The following is a 21,211-nucleotide window of genomic DNA, read 5'->3' on the forward strand; positions in this document are numbered from 1 at the left end:
CTCACCATACACCCTTGGGGCTGATCCGGGCACTTGGAGGCGCGAGCTTGCTCGCGAAGGCTTCTTGTAATGTGCAGAAATCATGAGTGCAGTTGTCTGGACTGCGGGTTGCGCCCCGCCGGGAGCCGATTCGACGGCCGGCGGCAGAGCGTTGTTAAAGCTTCGCCATATGCCAGCCCTGATCATGTTGCGCCCGCAGGTAAGGCAGCACGGCGGCGAGCAGCGGGGCTTTGAAGGCTTCCTGGAAGCGGTGGGCGAAGCCAGGGATCAGTTTCAACTGGCTGCCACGAATGTGTGCGGCCAGGTGGACGCCGTGCATCACCGGTAGCAGCGGGTCGGCGGTGCCGTGTACCACCAGAGTCGGGACACGCAGGCGGTTGAGCAGCTCGACCCGGCTGGGTTCAGCCAGGATGGCGGCGATCTGGCGTTTGACGCCTTCGGGGTTGAATGCACGGTCGTAGGCGATCGCGGCCTGTTGCAGCAGTTGCCCACGATCATCCTTGACCCGCGGGCTGCCCAGCGCAGCAAGCAAGTCGGCCTGTTGTTGCAGCGCCGCTTCGCGATTGGGTGCACTGCGGCGGGCCAGTTGTTGAAGCAAGGCGGCATCCGGCATGGGCAGACCTTCGGCGCCTGAGCTGCTCATCACCAGAGTCAGGCTTTCGACACGCTGGGGGGCTTGATCGGCCAGATGCTGGGCAATCATCCCGCCCATGCTCGCGCCCAGCACATGGAAACGACTGACGTTCAACTGGTCCATCAGGCCCAGCGCGTCGTCGGCCATATCGCTCAGCGAATAAGGCGCCGACACCGGCAAACCGAGTTTGAAACGCAGCACTTCGAACGCCAGGTTGACCTCCGATACCGGCTTGACCCAGTTCGACAACCCGACGTCACGGTTGTCATAGCGAATCACCCGAAAACCCTGCTGACACAGGGCAATCACCACTTCGTCGGGCCAGTGAATCAACTGCCCGCCCAGGCCCATGACCAACAGCAGGGTCGGATCGGTCGGTTCGCCGACGCTCTGCCAAGCGATCCGTACATCCTTGAGTTGAGCCAGTTGCACCGGCGTGTCGACATCACATTTTGCGACAGCAAAAGACGGCCAGCCGCAGAGCAAGGCGGCCAGAAGGAAAAAAATGCGCATTGGAAGAAACACCGAAAAACAGAACCCCAGTAAGCCGCCAGTCTGATGATGTTTTCAGGATCGCGCTGCCACACTTGCGTGACAGTTTGATGAACCGGGACGAGTGGCAAAGCTATCTGCAAGCCTCAAGCGACTGGCTTCAAGCAAAAGCTGACCTCGACAACAGGCATATCATGAGACAAACTCACGCCGTTGAATTTTTAATCAAATTATTTTCATGGAGCTTGCCCCGGTGCTGGAGATTCGTCACCTCAAGACGCTGCATGCCCTGCGCGAAGCCGACAGCCTGGTCGAGGCGGCTGAGCGCCTCCATCTGACTCAGTCGGCGTTGTCGCATCAGTTCAAGGAGCTTGAGGAACGGCTGGGCATGACCCTGTTCGTGCGCAAGACCAAACCGGTGCGTTTTACCAGTGCCGGGCTGCGGCTGTTGCAACTGGCCGACTCGGTGTTGCCGCAGCTGCGCGGCGCCGAGCGGGATCTGTCGCGTCTGGCCGGCGGCACGGCGGGCCGCCTGCATATGGCGATCGAATGCCATAGCTGCTTCCAGTGGCTGATGCCGACCATCGACCAGTTCCGCGATGCCTGGCCGGAGGTCGAGCTGGACCTGTCGTCAGGGTTCTCCTTCGCCCCCCTGCCCGCGCTGGCGCGTGGTGACCTGGACCTGGTGGTGACCTCCGACCCGCTGGAGCTGCCAGGCCTGACTTACGTCCCGCTGTTCACTTATGAAGCCATGCTCGCTGTCGCCAATCAGCATGCGCTGGCCAGCCGCCCGTACATCCTGGCGCACGACCTGCTCAACGAGACATTGATCACCTACCCGGTGGAACGTGACCGGCTGGATATCTTCACCCGTTTTCTGGAGCCGGCCGACGTCGAACCGGCCCAGGTGCGCACTTCGGAACTGACCGTGATGATGATGCAACTGGTGGCCAGCGGCCGTGGCGTGTGCGGGCTGCCGCACTGGGCGCTGCATGAGTACAGCTCGCGTGGCTATGTGAAGGCCAAACGGCTGGGCGAAAAGGGTCTGTTTGCGACCCTTTACGCCGCCGTGCGCACCGACATGCTCGACGCACCGTACATGCGCGACTTCTTGCTGACCGCCAAGGACACCTCGTTCTCGACCCTTGATGGTGTCAGCGCAGTACGTTGATCAGCCCGGCAGGGTCTGCCAGTACTGCGGCAGGATCTGGTCGCGGGTCAGCGGTGCCAGCTCCAGCGCAGCACTGCTGCGGGCATCGACCCACTGCACTTCTTCGATTTCTGCCGCAGGCTGCACGGCATGATCGCAGTTCACGCGAAACAGCTGGCAGCGCACCTCGAAACCCGGCTCGTTGGCGGCGGCTGCCCTGAACTCACCGAGAAACACCGCCTGGTCCGGCTCGATCCGCAGGGCCAGCTCTTCTTCCAGCTCGCGCATCAATGCCTGTAGCGCTGGCTCACCGGCTTCGATCTTGCCGCCCGGCTGCATAAAAGCCCGGGTGCCGCGCTTGCGCACCAGCAGCGTCCGGCCATCAGCCGCGACCAACAGGGCAGCGGCAATGTCGATGACCTTCACAGGCTGATATCCCGTTTCAACAGAGTAGCCTCTGCACCCCGTTCCAGCGCCAGGTCAATCAAACGGTCAATCAGCCCGGCATAGGTCAGGCCGCTGGCCTGCCACAGTTTGGGATACATGCTGATCGAGGTGAAACCCGGGATGGTATTGATCTCGTTGATCGCAATGTCGCCCTGATCGGTGACGAAGAAATCCACCCGCGACAGACCGGCACAGCCCAGTACCCGGTAAGCCCGCAGCGCCACTTCACGGACCCGCCCGGCCAATTCTTCGCTCAGTTGCGCAGGAATGTCGGTGCGTGCCTGGCCGTCATTGAGGTACTTGGTGTCGTAGGCGTAGAACTCATCGTTGGCGACCACTTCACCACAGACACTGGCCTGCGGCTCGCGATTGCCGAGCACCGCACATTCCACTTCACGGCCGCTCATGCCTTGCTCGATCAGCACCTTGTGATCGTACTCGAAGGCCAGCGCCAGCGCGGCCTGGAAGCCGGCTGCATCGGTGACCTTGCTGACCCCAACCGAAGACCCCTGGCTGGCCGGCTTGATGAACATCGGCAAGCCCAGTTGCGCGCTCACCTCGGCAAAACCGATGCTCTCGCCACGTTGCACAACCACGAACGGCGCGACGTCGATCCCGGCATCGCGCAACAGCCGCTTGGTCACGTCCTTGTCCATGCACGCTGCCGAACCCAGCACATCCGGGCCCACGAACGGGATCGCCAGCATGCGCAACAGGCCTTGCAACGCGCCGTCTTCACCAAAGGCGCCGTGAATCAGCGCAAACACCACATCGATGCGCGCCAGGGCCTGGCCGGATTCGACATCCAGCAATTGCCCGCCGGTACTGCCAGGCAGTAACGCCAAGGGGCGGCCGGCCGTGCTCAGTGCAATACGCGCCGGGTCACCTGGGTTGACCAGATAATCGCTTTCATCGAAGCGCAGCCAGCGGCCTTGTTTGTCGATGCCAATCAGGGTCAGGTCGTAGCGGCCACGGTCGATGGCGTTGATGACGTTGCGTGCCGACTGCAACGACACTTCATGCTCGCTCGACTGACCGCCGAACATGATGGCGACTGATTTTTTCAAAGCGCGGTACTCCTGATTTTTCAGGCCGCGAAGATAGAAGCAATACCGAGGGGAGTCCAGAGGGCGGGCGGTCGCAGGCGGCAAAAGCCGGAAAAAAGATGCCGGGCGGTCAATTCTGCCCGCCCGGCCAAGCCACTGCAGCCACGGCTGCAAGTCAGAGGTGATCGTATGAGGGGCTGCTCAGGTGTCAGCGCCCGGACGGGTGGCCGAGCCAAAGCCGGCAAAGCGCTTGTTGAAGCCGGCGATACGGCCTTCAGTGGTGGTCTTGCGTTGCTGGCCGGTATACACCGGGTGCGAGGCGCTGGAGACATCAAGGGCCACGTAAGGGTAAGTCTGGCCATCGCTGTGCTGCTGGGTACGGGTGGTCTCAACGGTGGAGCCGATCAGGTAGAACACGTCGGCCGCAGTGTCGTGGAACAGCACAGTACGATAGTCGGGATGGATACCAGGTTTCATGACAGCTCCGGAGATCAGGTTTCAATATATGTTATACAGTAACATAATCTATCCAGAAATGATTATCAACTTTTCGCCGAACTCCCGCTGCCTCGCTTGATCGAATAGTCAGTAATCGCTAATGTCCATGTACGGTTCACCCTGACCTGTAAGAAATGTCGGCGAGTGCAGCCAGTTTCAGTCCTGCCCCCAGCCGATGGATAGGCACGACACCGGCATTCAGTGACACTGACGCCTGCTCCGCCCAGACAACCGTCATGGCTGAGCCGTTCAGGATTGTGTCGGCACATCGGTTGCCTTGATCTGCTGAGCAATCCCGCACGTGCGAGCCGCATTCAGGCTCGCAGAGCCTGGCGCACGACACTTTCTCAGCAGGATCCGCCATGTCCGACACCGCAATGCACTATGAACTCCCGCAGCATGCCCACACCCGCCTGCTCGAAGCCCGCGATTCATTGCGGCTGCTCGACAGCTACGTGAACAAGACCGATGTCCTGTGCAACCCGTCGATGCTGATTGGTTATGTGTCGATGCTGCAAAGCGCTTTGCAGGAAGTCATCAACGCCAGCACACCGGCCGAGCCCCGCAACACCTTCATACGCAAGGCCGATGAACTGGGGTTCGTTGCGCTGAACCCCAAGGAACAACATCTGATCGAGCAATTGCGCTGGATCAGCCTGGAAGGCCGTGAGGATGTGTATGCCATGGCCACGCGGATCCGGCATATCAAACCCTGGGTGCGTGAAGCCGAGCCGAGCGACAACACCTGACGGCTCCAGCGCCGACAGGGCCAGCCACGACCACGTCATGGCGACACTTTGAGACATTCTGCAATAGCGCAATTTTGCAATTGCCGTAGAATCCGGCCACTCTGCGTGGCCGCCCGGCTGTTTTTGATTGACGCGAGGCAACCAAGGAGGGCGCCCTCCGGTCTTCATATTCACCGACTTCTCCAAGAGCACACCGTTATGACTAACGGACGCGATCTTCGTATCGACTTCTTCCGGGGCCTGGCCCTGATTTTCATTTTCTGGGACCACGTGCCAGACAACCCGCTGGCCCAGTTGACGGTGCGCAACTTCGGTTTCAGCGACGCCGCAGAGATCTTCGTATTCCTGGCCGGCTACGCCTCTATCCTTGCTTATGGCCGTATCTATCAGCGCGACGGCTGGCTGGTTTCGAGCATCCGCATCCTGCGGCGTACCTGGGTGCTGTATGTGGTGCATATCTTCCTGCTCACCCTGCTGATGGGCATCGTCTTCGTGGCCAACAACTACGTCGACACCCGCGACATGATCCAGCAGATGGGCCTGCAACATTTTGTCGGCAACCCGCAACAGGCCTTGGCCGATGAGCTGCTGCTGCGCTTCAAGCCCAACCTCACCGACCCGTTACCGCTCTACATCCTGTTGCTGCTGGCGCTGCCCCTGTATCTGCCGCTGATGCTGCGCCGTATCGAGCTGGCGGTGGCGGCCTCGGTAGTGCTGTACATGATGGTCCCGCTGTACGGCTGGAACCTGCGCTCCTACGAGGGCGGTGGCGTGTGGTACTTCAACCCGGTCGCCTGGCAACTGGTGTTTGTCCTCGGTGGCGCCCTGGCCTTGTATAACCAGCGTCCGCAGTCACCTGAGCAGCGCCCGCTGAGCCAGCAACCACTGTTTATCCTGGCGGCGATCTATCTGATTATCGCCGGCGTACTGACCTTCAATGAAAAGTGGCCAGCAGTGCATGCGGCGCTGGTCTCCGCCCTGCATCTGGAAGGCCTGTACCCGATCAGCAAAACCGACCTGGCACCGCCACGCCTGCTGCACTTTGTGGCACTGGTGTATGTGGTCGCCAAACTGCTGCCACGCCACAGCGACTGGCTGAACAACTGGCCGGCGCAGCAGACCTGCCTGATGGGTCGTTACTCGCTGGAGATCTTCTGCCTGGGCGTGCTGCTCGCCCCGCTGGCCGACGCCGCCAACGCCTTGGCCGGCGACACCTGGTCGATGCGGATCATCACCGCCCTGCTCGGCCTGGGCCTGATGATGCTGATGGCCAACGGTCTGGAGCTCAACAAGCGCCTGGGTAATGGCAAGCCGGTAGCGCAGACGAGCAAAAAACTGCATATCGAGGTTTGATTTCATTACCGCATGGTTAAGGCACGGGACCTCGCAGGAGATCGCCCGCCGCCTCGGCGCCGCGCTGTCGCGCAGCAAACATGGACCCCGTAGGACCGGCCGGACGGCGATCCGCCGCAATACTGTTCAGATAAGCGCTGCATGTCTTTGTAGGAGCGACCTTGGTCTGGGCGGCATACCGACGAAGACGGCGGCACATTCACAGCAGATGTAGTGTTTTTACTGACCTATTCGCGAGCAACCGGAACGCCGGCCGGCTGCTCCCACCGAGGGCTCACAGTATCTAAATGAACAATATTGGCCTTAGCCGCAATACTGTTCATTTAGGCACTGCGGGCCCTGGGGCAGGAGCCGGCCGGCGTCCCGATCTGTCGGTGGTTTCCGACCTGCATATTTCACAGCCAATGTCTCGCCGGGTAGTCGGCGTGAAGCCACTGAGAAGCCTCGGGGGCATCATGTCGATATCAAAGCTTGAATACCTTCACTTCAGATACTGCAAAAACTCTTCGAACTCTTGGGCAATCACCGGCGCCTCGCCCAGCAGATAATCGCGCAACTCACGCATCTGCCGCGCCTTGGGGCTGGTCTTCAGCCACACCAGATAGTAAGCATCGCCGGTAGCCACGACCTGGCGCAGTGGCAGGTGCAATCGGCCATCGGCAATTTCCTGACCGGCGAGTAGCAGGTCCACCACCGAAATGCCCAGTCCCTGGGTGGCGGCGCTGATGCCTTGATCCAGGGTGTCGAACAGCTGACCGCGCTCCAGACTCACCAGATCCTGGGCTCCGACCCGGCTCAGCCAGCGCCGCCAGTCACGCCGGTCGGCAGACGGGTGCAGCAGTTCGACGCTGTTCAGTTGTGCCAGCTCGACGCCTTCGGCAGGCAAATAGTCGGGCCGGCAGACCGGCACCAGCCACTCATCAAACAGCTTGCAGCTTTCGATGTCGGCGCCAAAGTGCCCGGCGCCGAGCAGGATCGCGCAGTCGTAGGGTTCGGCATAAAGGTCAACGCTGTCGATGTCCATCCAGACACTGGAGAGCTGCACTTCGCTGTGCTGGCCGGCCTTTCGGAAACGATCAAGAACCCTGAGCAACCAACGGATGGTCAGGGTGGACGGGGCTTTGAGGCGGACAATATCGCGGCCGCTTTTGAGCAGCGCACAGGCGTTTTCGATGATTTTGAAGCCGGCCTTCAATTCGTTGGCCAACAGGCGCCCCTGCTCGGTGAGGCGCAGGCGTGGGCCGTGGCGCTCGAACAGCTCGCAGTCGAACAACGATTCAAGGTTCTTGACGTGATGGCTGACTGCGCTCTGGGTCACTGACAGTTCTTGCGCGGCTTTGCTGAACGAGCCGTGTCGGGCGGCGATTTCAAACGCGCGAAGGGCGTAGAGCGCGGTAATACGTTCGCTCATGCAAACATCCATGATGAGTTGAACTCATAGTAGGTCAGAAGCCAACCCGTTTTACAACGTGGGTTCCTGACTTAACAATTCGCGCCTTTCATAAATAAAACTCACCGGGTGCCGACTGTGAACACCGCCTTGCTACTGAGCTACGTCCTTACCGTGTCGCTACTGATCGCAACCCCTGGGCCGGTGGTGGCGCTGGTGGTCAATACCGCAAGCCGGAGTGGGCCGAAACGCGCCATGGCCACCGCGCTTGGCAGCAATTGGGGTTCACTGGTGCTGATCGGCGTGGCGGCCTGGATCATCATCGCCAGCGCAGCACTCGATACCCGGCTGCTGAGCCTGCTCAGCTTGCTGGGCGGTGTAGTAATCGGTTATCTGGCGGTCGGCAGCCTGCGCGAGGCGATGGTGTGCGAGACGGCGACCCAGCCGATCAGCCCGGCGACCCAAGGCGGCTTGCTGCAAGGTTTTGTGGTGGGCATTTGCAACCCCAAGGACATCATTTTCTTTGTCTCGTTTTTTCCGCAGTTTCTTCAGGTCAGCCACTCATTGAGGACCAGCCTGGCAGTGCTGTCGCTGCTGTGGGTGCTTATCGACCTGCTGATACTGGGGGCCTGGATCATGATCGCCGGGCGCCTGAGCAAAGCGGGCAACAGCCGGTTGATCAGCCTGTGCTCCGGCGTTGCGCTGTTGTTGATCGCGCTGCTAGGCCTTGCTTACAACCTGCGTGCGCTGTGGGCATAGAACCGATTGCCGGACAATTTCCGTCGTACCGCGTCGTCAGCGTCTAAGCTTGTGGCAAGTGCGTTGAGAGGGCCGGGGCCAATCGATTATGGGCGTATTACGGCATTCCGATAGCGGGCACCAGAAGACCCAGGCCGACCCGAATGACAACCGGCCACAGCAGCCCCCTCCACGCCGCAAGCGGTATGGCTGGCGAGTGTTCTGGGTCTTGGCGGTGATGGGGGGGGTGGCGCTTGGCGTGGCGATCGAACACGAAACCCGCAGTTCACGCCTGCAAGCCCAGGAAATCAGCCGCTTTGCCGCCCGCCTGAGCTGGTCGATGCAACCCGGCCCGAGCAATCAGCGCATCTATCCCGGTGACGGCCCGTTCGACAAGCGTCTGGGCTATTCGGCGCTCGACCAGTTTCTGCCACGGCTGCTCAAACGCGACTACCTGATTACCGAACAGACCCGCTTCTCGCCGGAGTTGATGCGCTACGCCGAACACGGCTTCTTCGTGCCCTACCAGGAAAAGATCCAGGCCGGGCTGACCATCACTGATTGCCGTGCCGCGCCGCTGTATCAGTTCCATTATCCGCAGCAGTTGTACCCCGACTTCGCGTCTATTCCGCCGCTGGTGGTACAGAGTCTGTTGTTCATCGAAAACCGCAATCTGCTCGACCCGCAGCAACCGCTGGCCAACCCGGCAGTGGACTGGCCGCGTTTCGTCAAGGCGGCCTGGTCACAGGTTGCCAAGCTGCTGTCGTTGCCCGGCCAGTCGGCCGGCGGCAGTACCCTGGCGACCCAACTGGAAAAGTACCGCCACTCGCCCGACGGGCTGACCCTGACCGGCGCCGAAAAACTGCGCCAGATGTTCTCTGCCAGCGTGCGGGCCTATCAGGCCGGTGAGCACACCCTGGAGGCACGGCAGAACGTCGTGCGCGATTATCTCAACAGCGTACCGCTGTCGGCAGTACCCGGACACGGTGAAGTCCACGGTCTGGCTGAAGGGTTGCGGGTCTGGTTTGGTGCCGACTTCCAGAGCAGCAACCAGCACCTCAATGCCCCGGCCGAAACCGCCAAGGCGCTGGCGGCCAAGGCTCTGGCGTTGCGTGAAGTGCTGTCACTGGTGATCGCCCAGCGCCGTCCTTCGCATTATCTGTCCAAGGGCCGCCACGAACTGGCCGAGCTGACCGACAGCCATATCCGCCTGCTGGCCAACGCCGGGGTGCTCGACCGGCAACTGGCCGACGCGACCCTGGCCGCGCAGGTGACCTACCGCGACTGGCAGCAACAACCGACCTGGCAACCCATGGAAGGTAACAAGGGCATCAGCGTTGCGCGCAGTCGGCTGTCGAGCATGCTCGACCGGCCCTTCTATGACCTGGACCGTCTCGACCTGTCGGCCACCACCACCTTGCAGGGCGAGTTGCAGGACAAGGTGACCCAGTACCTGCGCCAACTGGCCGACCCGGCATTTGCCGCCAGCCTGGGTCTTATCGGCGAGCGCCTGTTGAGCCCGGCCAGCACCGCCCAGGTGCGCTACAGTTTTACCCTGTTCGAGCGCAGCGCCGACGGCTTTCGGGTCCGTATCCAGACCGACAGCACCGACCAACCCTTCGACATCAACGAAGGCAGCAAGCTGGAACTGGGCTCTACCGCCAAGCTGCGGGTACTGACCACTTACCTTGAAATCATCGCCGAACTGCATCAACGCTATGCCGGCATGAGCGCGCCCGAGCTGCGTAAAGTCCCGGTGGAAGCGCCGGACCTGCTGACCCGCTGGGCAGTCGATTACCTGATCCAGAACCCGGACCGCGACCTGCCGAAAATGCTCAGTGCCGCGCTGGACCGACGCTACTCGGCCAGCCCTGGCGAGCGTTTCTTCACCGGCGGCGGCCTGCATCGCTTCAACAATTTTCGCCGTGAAGACAACGGCCGGCTGCCGACCCTGCGCGAATCCCTGCGCGAGTCGATCAACCTGCCGTTCATTCGCCTGATGCGCGATGTGGTGCGCTACAGCACTTATCAGGCACCGGGTAATAGCGCTGAGTTGCTCAAGGATGACAGCGACCCTCGGCGTCAGGAATACCTGAGCCAGTTTGCCGACCGCGAAGGCCGGGTGTTCCTGCTGCGCTTCTGGAAGCGCTACAAGGACAAGACCACCCAGCAACGCCTGGAAACCTTCCTCGATGGCATGCGCCCGACCGCCTCGCGGCTGGCAGCGGTGCACCGCTATCTGCTGCCGGCGGCGGATCAGGCCACCTTCAACACCTTCGTGCGGGCCCATCTGGCTGACGGCGAGGCGGCCAAGGTGACTGAAAAACGCCTCAACGAGCTGTATAGCAGCTATGGCCCCGGTGCCTACGACCTGCCCGACCAGGGCTACATTGCCCGAGTGCACCCGCTGGACCTGTGGCTGGTGGGCTATCTGCTCAACCACCCCGAAGCGCAGTTCCGCGACGCCGTGGCGGCCAGTGTCCACGAGCGCCAGGAGGTCTATAGCTGGCTGTTCAAGAGCCGCCATAAAAGCGCACGCGACAGCCGGATTCGCACCATGATGGAGGTCGAAGCCTTTCTGGATATCGAGCAACGCTGGCAGCGCCTGGGTTATCCGTTCGATCATCTGGTGCCGTCACTGGCCACCGCCATCGGCAGTTCCGGCGACCGCCCGGCAGCGCTGGCCGAGCTGATCGGCATCATCCAGAACGACGGCATTCGCCTGCCCACCGTACGCATCGACAGCCTGCATTTTGCCGAGGGTACGCCCTACGAAACCCGTCTGGTCACCAACCCGGAGCTAGGCAAACGGGTACTGCCCTCGGCCGTGGCGACGGCCATGCGCGAAGCCTTGTCTGAAGTGGTCGACGGCGGCACCGCCAAACGCATTCAGGGCTCGTTCAAGCTGCAGGACGGCAGCAACCTGATCATGGGCGGCAAGACCGGCACTGGCGACAACCGAATCCAGAGCATGAGCGCTGGCGGGCACGTGCTGCAATCACGGGCCATCAACCGCACCGCCACCTTCGTGTTTTATCTGGGCGACAACCACTTCGGCACCCTCACCGCCTACGTGCCAGGCCGCGCTGCCGAAGGGTTTCGCTTCACCTCGGCGCTGCCGGTGCAGGTGCTCAAGGGGATGGCGCCGTTCCTCACGCCTTACCTGGAACAGCATGGTCAGGCCATGTGCGCGGCGCCGCCAGCCGGCCCCGTTGTCGCCGGTTCAGGAGCGCAGTGATAGCTCAGTACTTCGCCCAAGATGATTCACCCAAGATGAGAATGACTCCGGATAAAGTGCTTGCGAAATCGTAAAGATATATCTTAAGGTATATCTAAACGTAAACGGAGAAGCTCAGATGGGTGAAGACTCACAAGCCTGCGGGTCACTGACGGCAGACAAACGCGGCGGCCGCGAGCGCGGTGGCCGGGGCCCGCGGGTATTTGCCCCGGGTGACCTCAAGCTGCTGATTCTGGACCTGATTGCTGCTCAGCCTTGCCATGGTTATGACCTGATCCGCCAGATCGAGAGCCTGTTCGACGGCAATTACAGCCCCAGCCCTGGGGTCATCTACCCGACCCTGACCTTTCTGGAAGAAAGCGAGCTGATTCTCGGCGACGCTGCCGCCGGCAAGAAGCGCTACGCGCTGACCGACATCGGCCGCGCCTGGCTGGCTGAGCAGGCCGTAGCGCTGGATGGCGCGCGCCAGCGTATCGACGTCAGCAAACGTGCCCTGCGCGGCCATGACCGGCCAGCGGAGATCCACGAAGCCGTGCACAACCTGCGTCATGCCATGCACATGCACCACGGTCGCTGGACACCTGAAGAAATCGCCCGGGTGCGCGACCTGCTCAACAGCACCGCCAAGGCCATCGCCGATGGCGCTCATTCCCGCATCGAGGAACCACAATGAATTCACCGCAAGCGATTCACCGCGTCATGCATGAAATCAAGCGTCGCAAACTCGAAGTGTTGCGCGTCACCGACCTCACGCCACTGATGCGCCGTGTCACCCTGCACGGCCCAGAGCTGGCCGGGTTCATCAGCCTGGGCGCTGACGACCACGTCAAATTGCTGTTCCCGCGTACCCCGCAAGAGCAGGCGGCGCTGGAAACCATGACGCTCGGCGCCGACAGCGCAGGCCCGCGCCCGGCCATGCGTGACTACACGCCGCGCCGCTATGACCCGCAAAGTAACGAGCTGGACATCGACTTCGTGCTGCACGGCGACGGCCCGGCCGCGACCTGGGCCGCCCAAGCGGCTGCGGGACAGCATCTATACATCGCAGGCCCGCGTGGCTCGCTGGTGGTCCCGGATATTTTCGACAGTTACCTGTTGATCGGCGACGAGACCGCTATCCCGGCCATTGCCCGGCGCCTTGAAGAGCTGCCGGCAGGTCGCAGCGCCCGCGTATTGATCGAAGTAGCCAGCCTCGATGAGCGCCAGCCACTGAACAGCCAGGCCCAGGTCGAAGTGAGCTGGGTGGTGCGTGGCGACCAGGATTTGCTGGAGGCCATCCGTCAGGTGCAAGTCCCCACTGGCAAGCTGTATGCCTGGGTCGCTACCGAAGCGGCCCTGTCGCGCAAGGCGCGGCGCATCCTGCTCGATGAAAAGGGACTGGATGATGAATTCGTCAAGGCTGCCGGTTACTGGCGCCTCGACGAGTCTGAGTCGCAAGGGCACTGAGCGCTTCTAGTCAGGGCTTTTTCAGCCGCCGGTCAACCACCAGTAGCAGCAGTGCAATCAGCACAAACCCGGCCAGCACTCCCCCGGCATTGATGAACGCCTGGGCATAGCCCAGGTTGCCCGCGTCGACGAAGGGATAGACGTAATCACCCAGCAGGTCGCCGCGCAGCAAGACATAGCCGAAGTACACCAGTGGGTAGAGCATCCACAGCAGCACATGGCGCAGCCCCAACCCGGCCTTGGGCACGTACAGCCACCAATAGAGCACGAACAGCAACGGCATGATGTCGTGCAGCAGTTCATCGGCCAGCCACTGCCAGCCCTGCGGTTGCCACAGGTGGCGTAGCAACAGGCTGTAGGCAATCGCCACCAGGGCAATACTGGCGGCGATACCGCTGCAGACCACCGGGTGACGGAAAAACCGCTGCAACGCCGTGTTTCGCTGACTGACCACACAGGTCAGCGCCACGGCCACCAGGGTGTTGCTAAGCACGGTGAAAAAGCTGAAGAACTTCACCAACCCGCCCAGCAGGCTGGCCTGATCATTCCAGCGAGAGATAAAGATCAGGTATTGCTGGATCGCCAGTCCGGACCAGCCCAGCACTGCCGCAACCAAGGCATAGCGACGTGCGCCGGGGGCCGCTGGCAGGTGTTTGTCGAGCATCAAGCATCCTTAACGTTTTTTCTGCAGCTTCACATACAAGGCTTCGACCTTCTCACGGGCCCAAGGTGTCTTGCGCAAAAACGTCAGGCTCGACTTGATGCTCGGGTCGCTCTTGAAGCAGCGAATATCGATACGCTCGGCAAGGCCCGACCACTGATAGTGCTCGACCAGCACTTCGAGAATGCGCTGCAGGGTCACGCCATGCAGCGGATCGGTGTTAGGAGTAGTCATCTGGCACCTTGGGCAGGGTTTGCGGCAAAAGGAGCGCACCATAGCCGAGCCGGGCGTCAGCGGGAAGCCCGGTTGGACAGTTTAGAACGCTCCTGCAGGCAGTCTGATGTGCCATCGGTCTTGTACCTATGCATATTTTTGAAACGTTTTGTTACTTCAAGCCTCTGCATGCAGAGGCGGCTCGTGACCCACACACCGCCGAATATTCATTTCGCGGAGATTTGCACTATGGGCACTGATGCAGTTGCACGCAGCCATCCCTTGCCACTGAAGATAGTTGGGTTGGTATTACTGCTGATGGGGCTGGTCCTGCTCGGCTACGGGATCAAACTCCTGCAACTGGGCGGTTCGCTTTATTACGTGCTGGCCGGCGTCGCGCTGACCCTGACCGCCATACTGCTGTTCAAAAGGCATCGCGCCGCCCTTAGCCTCTACGCACTGTTCCTGTTCGCCAGCACCGGCTGGTCGCTATGGGAAGTCGGTCTGGACTGGTGGCAACTGGTTCCGCGCCTGGCGCTCTGGTTTGCCTTGGGCATTGTCCTGTTGTTGCCTTGGCTGCGCCGGCCGTTACAGGGCGCTGCACCCGCCCCCCTGGCTACCGGCAGTTTGAGCCTTGCGGTGCTGCTCGCAGGTCTGGTGGCACTGGCCAGCCAGTTCACCCACCCTGGCCGTATCGAAGGCCAGCTCGACCGCGAAACAGCCGGCACCACCAGCACCGCACCGGCAATGCCCGACGGCGACTGGCAGTCCTACGGGCGCACCGCCTTTGGTGACCGTTATTCTCCGCTCAAGCAGATCACGCCTGACAACGTTCACCAACTCGAAGCGGCCTGGACCTTCCGTACCGGTGATATCCCAGGCCCTGGCGACCCAGGCGAAACCACCGCCGAGAACACACCGCTGAAGGTCAACGGCATGCTCTATGTGTGCACGCCGCACAGCCAGGTGATTGCGCTGGACCCGGACAGCGGCAAGCAAATCTGGCGCTATGATCCGAAGATCAGCACCCAGAGCGCTGAAAATTTCAAGGGCTGGGCGCACATGACCTGCCGTGGCGTGGCTTATCACGACCAGGCCAGCTACGCCGACTCCGCTGAGCAAGCCAGCCCGGCGACCGCCAGCGCCTGCCCAAAACGCATTTTGCTGCCCACCGCCGACACCCGGTTGATCGCCTTGAACGCTGACACCGGCAAGGTCTGTGAAGACTTCGGCAACCAGGGCGCGATCGACCTGACCAGCAACATTGGCAGCTTCGCCCCCGGCGGCTATTACTCCACCTCGCCACCGGCAGTGACCCGCGACCTGGTCATCATCGGCGGGCATGTCACTGACAACGTCTCCACCGACGAGCCATCCGGAGTGATTCGGGCCTATGACATCCGCACCGGCCGTCTGGTCTGGAACTGGGACAGCGGCAACCCGGATCAGACCGCGCCTCTCGCGGCGGGCGAAACCTACACCCGCAACTCGCCCAACATGTGGTCAATGTTCAGCGTCGATGAAAAGCTGGGCCTGATCTACCTGCCGATGGGCAACCAGATGCCCGACCAGTGGGGCGGCAACCGTACCCCGGCGTCAGAGCGATTCAGTGCAGGCCTGGTGGCGCTGGAGATCGCCAGTGGCAAGGTACGCTGGAACTATCAATTCACTCATCATGATCTGTGGGACATGGACGTCGGCGGTCAGCCAACGTTGATGGACCTGAAAACCGCCGATGGCCTGAAGCCGGCGGTACTGGCCTCGACCAAGCAAGGCAGTATCTACGTGCTGGACCGCCGCAGCGGTGAGCCTATCGTGCCGATTCATGAAGTGCCGGTGCCGCAAGGCGCGGTCGAGGGCGATCGTACTTCGCCGACCCAGCCGAAATCGGAGCTGAACTTCATGCCGCCGGTGCTCACCGAGCGTGACATGTGGGGCGTGACCCCGTTCGATCAACTGCTGTGCCGCATCGACTTCAAGTCGCTGCGCTATGAAGGCCCGTTTACCCCGCCGTCACTGCAAGGCACGCTGGTCTACCCCGGTAACTTCGGGGTGTTCGACTGGGGCGGTATTTCGGTCGATCCGGTGCGTCAGATCGCCTTCGTCAACCCCAGCTACATGGCGTTCCGCTCGAAACTGGTGCCGGCCGCTGAAGTGGCGGCCGGGCCGGGCCGCAAGAGCGAGACCGAAGGCGTGCAACCCAACAAGGGCGCCCCTTACGGGGTGATTCTCGAAGCGCTGCTGTCGCCCATGGGCCTGCCTTGCCAGGCACCGGCCTGGGGCTATGTGGCCGCCGTTGACCTGACCACCCACAAGACCCTGTGGATGCACAAGAACGGCACCGTGCGTGACAGCTCGCCGGTTCCGATCCCGTTGACCATGGGCGTGCCCAGTCTCGGCGGCACCATCACCACCGCCAGCGGCCTGGGCTTTTTGAGCGGCACGCTGGACCAGTATCTGCGCGCTTATGACCTGCGTAACGGCAAGCAGTTATGGCAAGGCCGCCTGCCTGCCGGCGCGCAGACCACGCCGATGACCTACACCGGCAAGGATGGCCAACAATACGTGCTGGTGGTCGCTGGCGGCCATGGTTCGCTGGGCACCCGACAAGGCGACTACGTAGTAGCGTACCGCTTGCCGAGGTAAAGAGCGCTGCACTTGCAGGAGCGACCTTGGTCACGAAGAGGCCGGCACAGGCACAACAGCTGTATTGCCCGACCAGCCGCCTTCGCGACCAAGGTCGCTCCTACTGGTGAATCACCTGGTCACGCATTGCGGCCAGACGGGCGATCAGGCGGTTCTGTACGGGCACTGATATGTTCTGCTCGTCCATCGACTTGATCAGATTCTCGACCAGCGCATTGAAGTTGCCACGGGTCAGGTCCTGGCCTTTGTGTGACTCGCGCAGGTTGTCGCCGGTGTAGGTGCAGGGCCCGCCGGTTTCCATACACAAGAACTCGACCAGCTTGTCACGCAGACGCTCGATATCGACCCGACGAAAGCGTTCGACGATACGCTTGTCTTTGGCCACGTTGAGCAGCATTCCTTCGACGATGCGCTGGATACCGGCACGCTGGCCCAGGTCCTGATACAGGCTGTCATCTTTGGCCGGTTGAGGCTGCTGGGCGCAGCCGACCAGCATTACCAGCAGCAATGCACTGAGCAGACGCTTCATCAGAAACTCCCCTGCAGGGACAGGTAGGCACCGTTCTGGTTTTCCAGAGTCGCAATCTCACCGAGCCGGGCGTAGGCCAACACTACGGAGAAATGTTTGTTGGGGAAGTAACCGACGAACACGTCGGCCCAATCGCTTTCCCCGGCGAACGACAAATTGTCGGGCTTCTCGCGATATTCCACACCCACCGCCCAGCGCGGGTTGAACAGCACCGCCAGCGAGCCTTCCTTGAGCACGCTACGACTGTCACGCCGGTCACCACCAAAGCCCAACAGGCCGATTTCGTTGGCGCGGCTGTAGCGCACGCCGCCGTTGACCAGCAGGTTGTAGCCGAACGCCCCGCCGATGAACAGGCGGCTGGCGGTCAGGTAACCCTCAACGTCAGAGTTGCGCTTGGCGCCGACCAGGCTGGGAATCAGGAAGTCGTTCTGATGTTTGTATTGCACCCCCAGCGACACCTGCGGCAGGTTGTCGAAGATCAGGTCGCCGAACAGCCTGACCTTTACCCCGAAAATATCCTGGGTGAAGTTGTCATCGGGCAAGCTCAGTTTGTGCTGTAGCGTGCTGATGTCGAAGCGCTGGCGGGCGTAAGAGAACTCAACCCGGTTTCCATAGGCCACCGCCAGCCCCGCGACATCCAGGTTGTAGTCGGGCAGGTCGACACGGGTTGCAAAGGCGCTGGCGCCCCACTCGCCTTCTTCACCGTAACCGGTGAGTACCGCCCACGGCGTGATGCCTCCGCCGGCACTGCCTTCGATACTGCTGGCGCCGCCAGTGGCAAGCAGTTTGCTGTTCTCGGCTTGAACCAAAGGCGCAGTGGCTCCCAACAGGCAACTCAACAACAACGCATTTCTGTAGTGCATGTCAGTGAACCATCAGGTCAGTGGGTGCATGGCTCTTGGCAATCCATGCCTCGAAGGCCGCCGCCGACAGCGGACGACTGATGAGATAGCCCTGGGCCGTATCGCAATGCCAGCGTTGCAGCAACTGCAGGCTGTGTTCGTACTCAACCCCTTCAGCGACCACCTTCAAGCCCAGGTTGTGGCTCATTTCGATGGTCGAACGAACAATCACCGCGTCCTCGCTGGTCTCATCCAGGTTGCGTACAAATGACTGGTCTATTTTCAGTTCCTGAACCGGCAAGCGCTTGAGGTGTGCCAATGAAGAATAGCCGGTGCCGAAATCGTCCACCGACAAACTGATGCCACACTCACGCAGGCGGTTGAGCACCACCAGTGCCTGCTCCGGCTCGCTCATCACCGCGCTTTCAGTGATCTCGAAAATCAGTTGCTCAGCCGGTACATGGTGCTTGGTCAGGGTCCGGGTCACGTGGCCCACCAGGTCACCACCGAGCAAATCGTCGGCCGACACGTTGACCGAAAGCTGCACCAATAACCCGCGGGTAGCCCATTCGGCGAGTTGGCGGATCGCTTCTTCGATCACCCAGTTGGTCAACAACTGGATGCTGCCGGTGCGCTCGGCAAGGATGATGAATTCCCCCGGCGACACGTTGCCAAACTGCGGATGCGCCCAACGCAACAAGGCTTCAGCCTGGCGCACATGGCCTTGGCGAATGTCCAGCTTGGGCTGGTAATGCAGATGCAATTCGCCATTCTGCGCAGCCTTGCGCAGGTCACGGATCAGGCTGATCTGGCGCTGATGGGCCAGGTCACGACCGTCTTCGTAGATATGCAGACGACCGGGCATGTTGATCGCATCCTTGCGGGCGATCAGTGCCCGGTTGAGCAGCTCCTGGGCGGCATCACCATGTTCGGGGTAGACCGCAATGCCGATGCAGCACTCCAGGGCGATGTCGTGCCCGTCAACGCGCTGGCTCTCGCTGAGCAGGCGCTGCAACTGATCGCCGCGCGCCACCGCCGCATCGACCGTGGCGTGATCGAGCAGGATGAGAAACTCGTTGGCCGTCAGCCGGGCGACAGTGTCACCTGCACTCAGGGCACCCTGCAGACGCTGTCCAAGCTCGTGGAGCAGGTGGTCGACCGTCTCGACCCCGACGCTCTCGTGAATGGCGCGGAAGTTGTCGATGCCCAGGTACATCAAGGCCATTTGACGCTCAACGGCAATCGAACTGCCCAGCCGTTCCATCACCAGCGCCCGGTTGGGCAAGCCGGTCACCGCATCGTGCAGGGCGTTGTGCGCCAGTTGATCCTCACGCACAGCAATGCCGTGCTGCATGCTGTTGATTGCACCGGCCAACATGCCCAGCTCGTCTTTGCGAGCCATGACCACTGGCGTGCGATAGTCGCCATCGCCAATGCGCTTGGCAGCCACTGCCAGGGCGCGGACCGGCAGCGAGACACTGCGGGCCAGCGCCAGGGTGCCGATCAACGAAGCCAACAGCGCTGCCAGAGAGATCCAGAAGATCTTTTCATCGAGTGGCACGAACGCCTGCAAGGCTTTGTCCAGCGGGCTTTGCAGTAACGCCAGAACCTGATTGTCGCCAGAGCCTGCGAGAGTCAGGGTCTGGCTGAGAAACTTCAGCTTGCCGCTTTCGGTCAGATGCATCTGACCGCCTGCAGAGGTGCGCATGAACTCGACCAACGCCGGATACATGGCGGCTGGCTGGGTGCTGATCAACTCGCCCGGCTTGCCGTTTTCGATCGTCAGGAATGACACCTCCAGACCACTGAGTGAACGCAGCTCCTGAGCGATATCGCTGTCGATGGTAAAGCCCATGACCACCCGGCCAAGCGGCAAGGGCGCCAGCACGGTACTTTCGACCAGCAAGTGCGGAGTACCGCCACCAGGCACGATCAGCATTGACTGATTATTGCGCTTGGCGCTGCGCAGCGCCTGGTCGTAGACGAATTTGGAGCCCTCCGCCACCTCGTCCTCGGTGCTGGCAACGACCGTGCCGTCCATGCCCAGCAAAAACATATCGCTGGCGTTGATCCGCCCGCCGTGGTTAAGCAGCACCGAGCGGATGGTCGAAGCATCGGAGCTGGCCACTGCATCGCGAAAGCCAAAGTCCGCCGAGAGCAACTGCACCGCATCGCGCAACCGCCGGCCGCGCAGGTCGATCAACCGCTCGAACACCCGGCTGCCAACCTCCAGTTGCGCCTGGGCCTGGCTGCGCACTGCATCGCCGGTGGCGAATTTGACCGAGACAAAAACCGCTCCGATCACAACCAGAACCAATGCAATCAACACCCCGGCGATGCGCGCCTGGAAGCTCAGACGAAGTTTCATCAGTGTGCAGCCTTGTGGAACGCATCACCGAAAGCGCCAGGGGCCGGGCGTGCAGGCTGATCTTCGGGTTTGACCTCGACGGCCAGGTCAAAACGCTTGCTCAGCCCGTCGGCTGGCACCTCAAGCACACCACCGGCGAGGGGCTGCATGTCTTCGGCCTGCGGGTGCCAGAGGGTCGCGGTATAACGGCCGGGCGGCAATTGATCGAGCTTGAGCACACCTTGCTCATCACTGACCCCATACCAGGGGTCGTCAGTGACGTACACGTAACCCACCATCCAGTCATGAATGTTGCAACCCAGCACAACCAGACCGGGTTTATCGAACTGCACAGGCTCTGACGGGGTCTTTTCGTAAAGGCGCAACTCGAAGCGCTTGGTGGGCGAGAATGAATACACCTGATGGCGAATGTCATCGCTGTTGGGGAAACTGACCTGGGTGCCGGTGTGGACCGCCAGCACCCGTGGCACGAACTCCTGGTTACGCTGGTCCATGCTGGCCTTGAGCGTCGGTGCGGCCGGGCCGGCAGCGCCCTTGAGGGTCAACACAGCATTGGCCAGTGGCTTGCCTTGGCGATCGAACATCTGTGCCGTCAGTGTCGCGGCCGAGACACTGGCCGCCGAAAACACGTACAGGCCCGCGAGAACCATCGAATGCAGTAACTTGGTCATACGTGTGAACCCTTCCACAACGGCAATGCCGGAAAGTGATGCCGACCCTGGCAACGATGTGTCTGGCAAGCAGAGTAGCTGTCATGCCAGAGCAGGGATA

19 protein-coding genes are annotated in these 21,211 nt (G+C 61.5%); 8 read left to right on the plus strand and 11 right to left on the minus strand.

Annotated elements, in window-relative coordinates:
- Positions 1-154: 154 nt before the first annotated feature.
- Positions 155-1,147: an alpha/beta fold hydrolase gene (locus NJC40_RS00200; protein WP_253116908.1), complete on the minus strand. Its 993-nt coding sequence runs from the start codon at positions 1,145-1,147 to the stop codon at positions 155-157.
- 232 nt (positions 1,148-1,379) lie between these two features.
- On the opposite strand from NJC40_RS00200, the gene metR reads away from it, so the two are divergent.
- On the plus strand, positions 1,380-2,297 hold the full coding sequence (gene metR / locus NJC40_RS00205) for a transcriptional regulator MetR (RefSeq protein WP_045482457.1): 918 nt from the start codon (positions 1,380-1,382) through the stop codon (positions 2,295-2,297).
- Here the strand turns inward: metR and NJC40_RS00210 are convergent, their stop codons facing one another.
- The 3 genes from NJC40_RS00210 to NJC40_RS00220 form a co-directional block, all read right to left on the minus strand.
- Entirely contained in the window at positions 2,298-2,702 is a 405-nt protein-coding gene (locus NJC40_RS00210; RefSeq protein WP_045482460.1) for an NUDIX hydrolase, read from the minus strand. It abuts the gene before it with no gap.
- Positions 2,699-3,790 (minus strand): D-alanine--D-alanine ligase, encoded by a 1,092-nt coding sequence (gene ddlA, locus NJC40_RS00215; protein WP_253142415.1) that lies wholly within the window; start codon positions 3,788-3,790, stop codon positions 2,699-2,701. The genes NJC40_RS00210 and ddlA overlap by 4 nt, the downstream gene beginning before the upstream one ends.
- 180 nt (positions 3,791-3,970) lie before the next feature.
- A complete protein-coding gene (locus tag NJC40_RS00220; protein ID WP_045482469.1) occupies positions 3,971-4,246 on the minus strand; it encodes a type B 50S ribosomal protein L31 in 276 nt (91 codons plus the stop codon).
- A 383-nt stretch (positions 4,247-4,629) separates the two neighbouring features.
- On the opposite strand from NJC40_RS00220, the gene NJC40_RS00225 reads away from it, so the two are divergent.
- Positions 4,630-5,016, plus strand: coding sequence for a hypothetical protein (locus NJC40_RS00225; RefSeq protein WP_045482472.1), 387 nt, complete (start codon positions 4,630-4,632; stop codon positions 5,014-5,016).
- Positions 5,017-5,214: 198 nt separating this feature from the next.
- Positions 5,215-6,369, plus strand: a complete 1,155-nt coding sequence (locus tag NJC40_RS00230) for an OpgC domain-containing protein (protein ID WP_253142416.1) — start codon at positions 5,215-5,217, stop codon at positions 6,367-6,369.
- Positions 6,370-6,850: 481 nt separating this feature from the next.
- Here NJC40_RS00230 and NJC40_RS00235 read toward each other — a convergent pair whose 3' ends face one another.
- Positions 6,851-7,780 (minus strand): LysR substrate-binding domain-containing protein, encoded by a 930-nt coding sequence (locus tag NJC40_RS00235; RefSeq protein WP_253142417.1) that lies wholly within the window; start codon positions 7,778-7,780, stop codon positions 6,851-6,853.
- A gap of 117 nt (positions 7,781-7,897) precedes the next feature.
- On the opposite strand from NJC40_RS00235, the gene NJC40_RS00240 reads away from it, so the two are divergent.
- The 4 genes from NJC40_RS00240 (at position 7,898) to NJC40_RS00255 (ending at position 13,181) form a co-directional block, all read left to right on the plus strand.
- The gene (locus NJC40_RS00240; RefSeq protein WP_253142418.1) at positions 7,898-8,518 is read left to right on the plus strand and encodes a LysE family translocator; all 621 of its coding nucleotides are present in this window, start codon (positions 7,898-7,900) and stop codon (positions 8,516-8,518) included.
- An 88-nt stretch (positions 8,519-8,606) separates the two neighbouring features.
- Positions 8,607-11,735 carry a transglycosylase domain-containing protein gene (locus NJC40_RS00245; RefSeq protein WP_253142419.1) on the plus strand — a complete coding sequence of 1,043 codons (3,129 nt, stop codon included), beginning with the start codon at positions 8,607-8,609 and terminating at the stop codon, positions 11,733-11,735.
- 118 nt (positions 11,736-11,853) lie between these two features.
- The gene (locus NJC40_RS00250) at positions 11,854-12,408 is read left to right on the plus strand and encodes a PadR family transcriptional regulator (RefSeq protein ID WP_045482482.1); all 555 of its coding nucleotides are present in this window, start codon (positions 11,854-11,856) and stop codon (positions 12,406-12,408) included.
- Complete coding sequence (locus tag NJC40_RS00255) at positions 12,405-13,181, plus strand: siderophore-interacting protein (protein WP_253142420.1); 777 nt, start codon at positions 12,405-12,407, stop codon at positions 13,179-13,181. Before NJC40_RS00250 ends, NJC40_RS00255 begins: the two co-directional genes overlap by 4 nt.
- Positions 13,182-13,191: 10 nt before the next feature.
- Here the strand turns inward: NJC40_RS00255 and NJC40_RS00260 are convergent, their stop codons facing one another.
- Both NJC40_RS00260 and NJC40_RS00265 read right to left on the minus strand, forming a co-directional pair.
- Positions 13,192-13,845 carry a Pr6Pr family membrane protein gene (locus NJC40_RS00260; protein WP_045482484.1) on the minus strand — a complete coding sequence of 218 codons (654 nt, stop codon included), beginning with the start codon at positions 13,843-13,845 and terminating at the stop codon, positions 13,192-13,194.
- 9 nt (positions 13,846-13,854) lie between these two features.
- A complete protein-coding gene (locus NJC40_RS00265) occupies positions 13,855-14,076 on the minus strand; it encodes a VF530 family protein (RefSeq protein WP_045482485.1) in 222 nt (73 codons plus the stop codon).
- Between the two features lie 228 nt (positions 14,077-14,304).
- Between NJC40_RS00265 and NJC40_RS00270 the strand changes: the two genes are divergently transcribed.
- On the plus strand, positions 14,305-16,701 hold the full coding sequence (locus NJC40_RS00270) for a glucose/quinate/shikimate family membrane-bound PQQ-dependent dehydrogenase (protein ID WP_045482486.1): 2,397 nt from the start codon (positions 14,305-14,307) through the stop codon (positions 16,699-16,701).
- 100 nt (positions 16,702-16,801) lie between these two features.
- Here the strand turns inward: NJC40_RS00270 and NJC40_RS00275 are convergent, their stop codons facing one another.
- Genes NJC40_RS00275 through NJC40_RS00290 form a run of 4 tightly spaced genes read right to left on the minus strand, consistent with a single transcriptional unit; the run spans position 16,802 to position 21,111 of the window.
- Complete coding sequence (locus NJC40_RS00275) at positions 16,802-17,230, minus strand: group I truncated hemoglobin (protein ID WP_253116918.1); 429 nt, start codon at positions 17,228-17,230, stop codon at positions 16,802-16,804.
- Positions 17,230-18,093, minus strand: a complete 864-nt coding sequence (locus tag NJC40_RS00280) for a DUF3034 family protein (RefSeq protein ID WP_253116919.1) — start codon at positions 18,091-18,093, stop codon at positions 17,230-17,232. Before NJC40_RS00280 ends, NJC40_RS00275 begins: the two co-directional genes overlap by 1 nt.
- Before the next feature lies 1 nt (position 18,094).
- Complete coding sequence (locus NJC40_RS00285) at positions 18,095-20,440, minus strand: EAL domain-containing protein (RefSeq protein ID WP_253142421.1); 2,346 nt, start codon at positions 20,438-20,440, stop codon at positions 18,095-18,097.
- Positions 20,440-21,111: a methylamine utilization protein gene (locus tag NJC40_RS00290; RefSeq protein WP_253116920.1), complete on the minus strand. Its 672-nt coding sequence runs from the start codon at positions 21,109-21,111 to the stop codon at positions 20,440-20,442. Before NJC40_RS00290 ends, NJC40_RS00285 begins: the two co-directional genes overlap by 1 nt.
- Positions 21,112-21,211: the final 100 nt, after the last annotated feature.

The organism is Pseudomonas sp. 21LCFQ02 (assembly GCF_024129895.2).
In the GTDB taxonomy this organism is placed as follows: Bacteria; Pseudomonadota; Gammaproteobacteria; order Pseudomonadales; family Pseudomonadaceae; genus Aquipseudomonas.

Bases quoted from the DNA above. Each gene is read 5' to 3' on its own strand.
- NJC40_RS00200 (WP_253116908.1), bottom strand. From the start codon at position 1,147: ATGCGCATTTTTTTCCTTCTGGCCGCCTTGCTCTGCGGCTGGCCGTCT.
- NJC40_RS00220 (WP_045482469.1), bottom strand. From the start codon at position 4,246: ATGAAACCTGGTATCCATCCCGACTATCGTACTGTGCTGTTCCACGAC.
- NJC40_RS00225 (WP_045482472.1), top strand. From the start codon at position 4,630: ATGTCCGACACCGCAATGCACTATGAACTCCCGCAGCATGCCCACACC.
- NJC40_RS00230 (WP_253142416.1), top strand. From the start codon at position 5,215: ATGACTAACGGACGCGATCTTCGTATCGACTTCTTCCGGGGCCTGGCC.
- NJC40_RS00235 (WP_253142417.1), bottom strand. From the start codon at position 7,780: ATGAGCGAACGTATTACCGCGCTCTACGCCCTTCGCGCGTTTGAAATC.
- NJC40_RS00245 (WP_253142419.1), top strand. From the start codon at position 8,607: ATGGGCGTATTACGGCATTCCGATAGCGGGCACCAGAAGACCCAGGCC.
- NJC40_RS00250 (WP_045482482.1), top strand. From the start codon at position 11,854: ATGGGTGAAGACTCACAAGCCTGCGGGTCACTGACGGCAGACAAACGC.
- NJC40_RS00255 (WP_253142420.1), top strand. From the start codon at position 12,405: ATGAATTCACCGCAAGCGATTCACCGCGTCATGCATGAAATCAAGCGT.
- NJC40_RS00260 (WP_045482484.1), bottom strand. From the start codon at position 13,845: ATGCTCGACAAACACCTGCCAGCGGCCCCCGGCGCACGTCGCTATGCC.
- NJC40_RS00265 (WP_045482485.1), bottom strand. From the start codon at position 14,076: ATGACTACTCCTAACACCGATCCGCTGCATGGCGTGACCCTGCAGCGC.
- NJC40_RS00270 (WP_045482486.1), top strand. From the start codon at position 14,305: ATGGGCACTGATGCAGTTGCACGCAGCCATCCCTTGCCACTGAAGATA.
- NJC40_RS00275 (WP_253116918.1), bottom strand. From the start codon at position 17,230: ATGAAGCGTCTGCTCAGTGCATTGCTGCTGGTAATGCTGGTCGGCTGC.
- NJC40_RS00280 (WP_253116919.1), bottom strand. From the start codon at position 18,093: ATGCACTACAGAAATGCGTTGTTGTTGAGTTGCCTGTTGGGAGCCACT.
- NJC40_RS00285 (WP_253142421.1), bottom strand. From the start codon at position 20,440: ATGAAACTTCGTCTGAGCTTCCAGGCGCGCATCGCCGGGGTGTTGATT.
- NJC40_RS00290 (WP_253116920.1), bottom strand. From the start codon at position 21,111: ATGACCAAGTTACTGCATTCGATGGTTCTCGCGGGCCTGTACGTGTTT.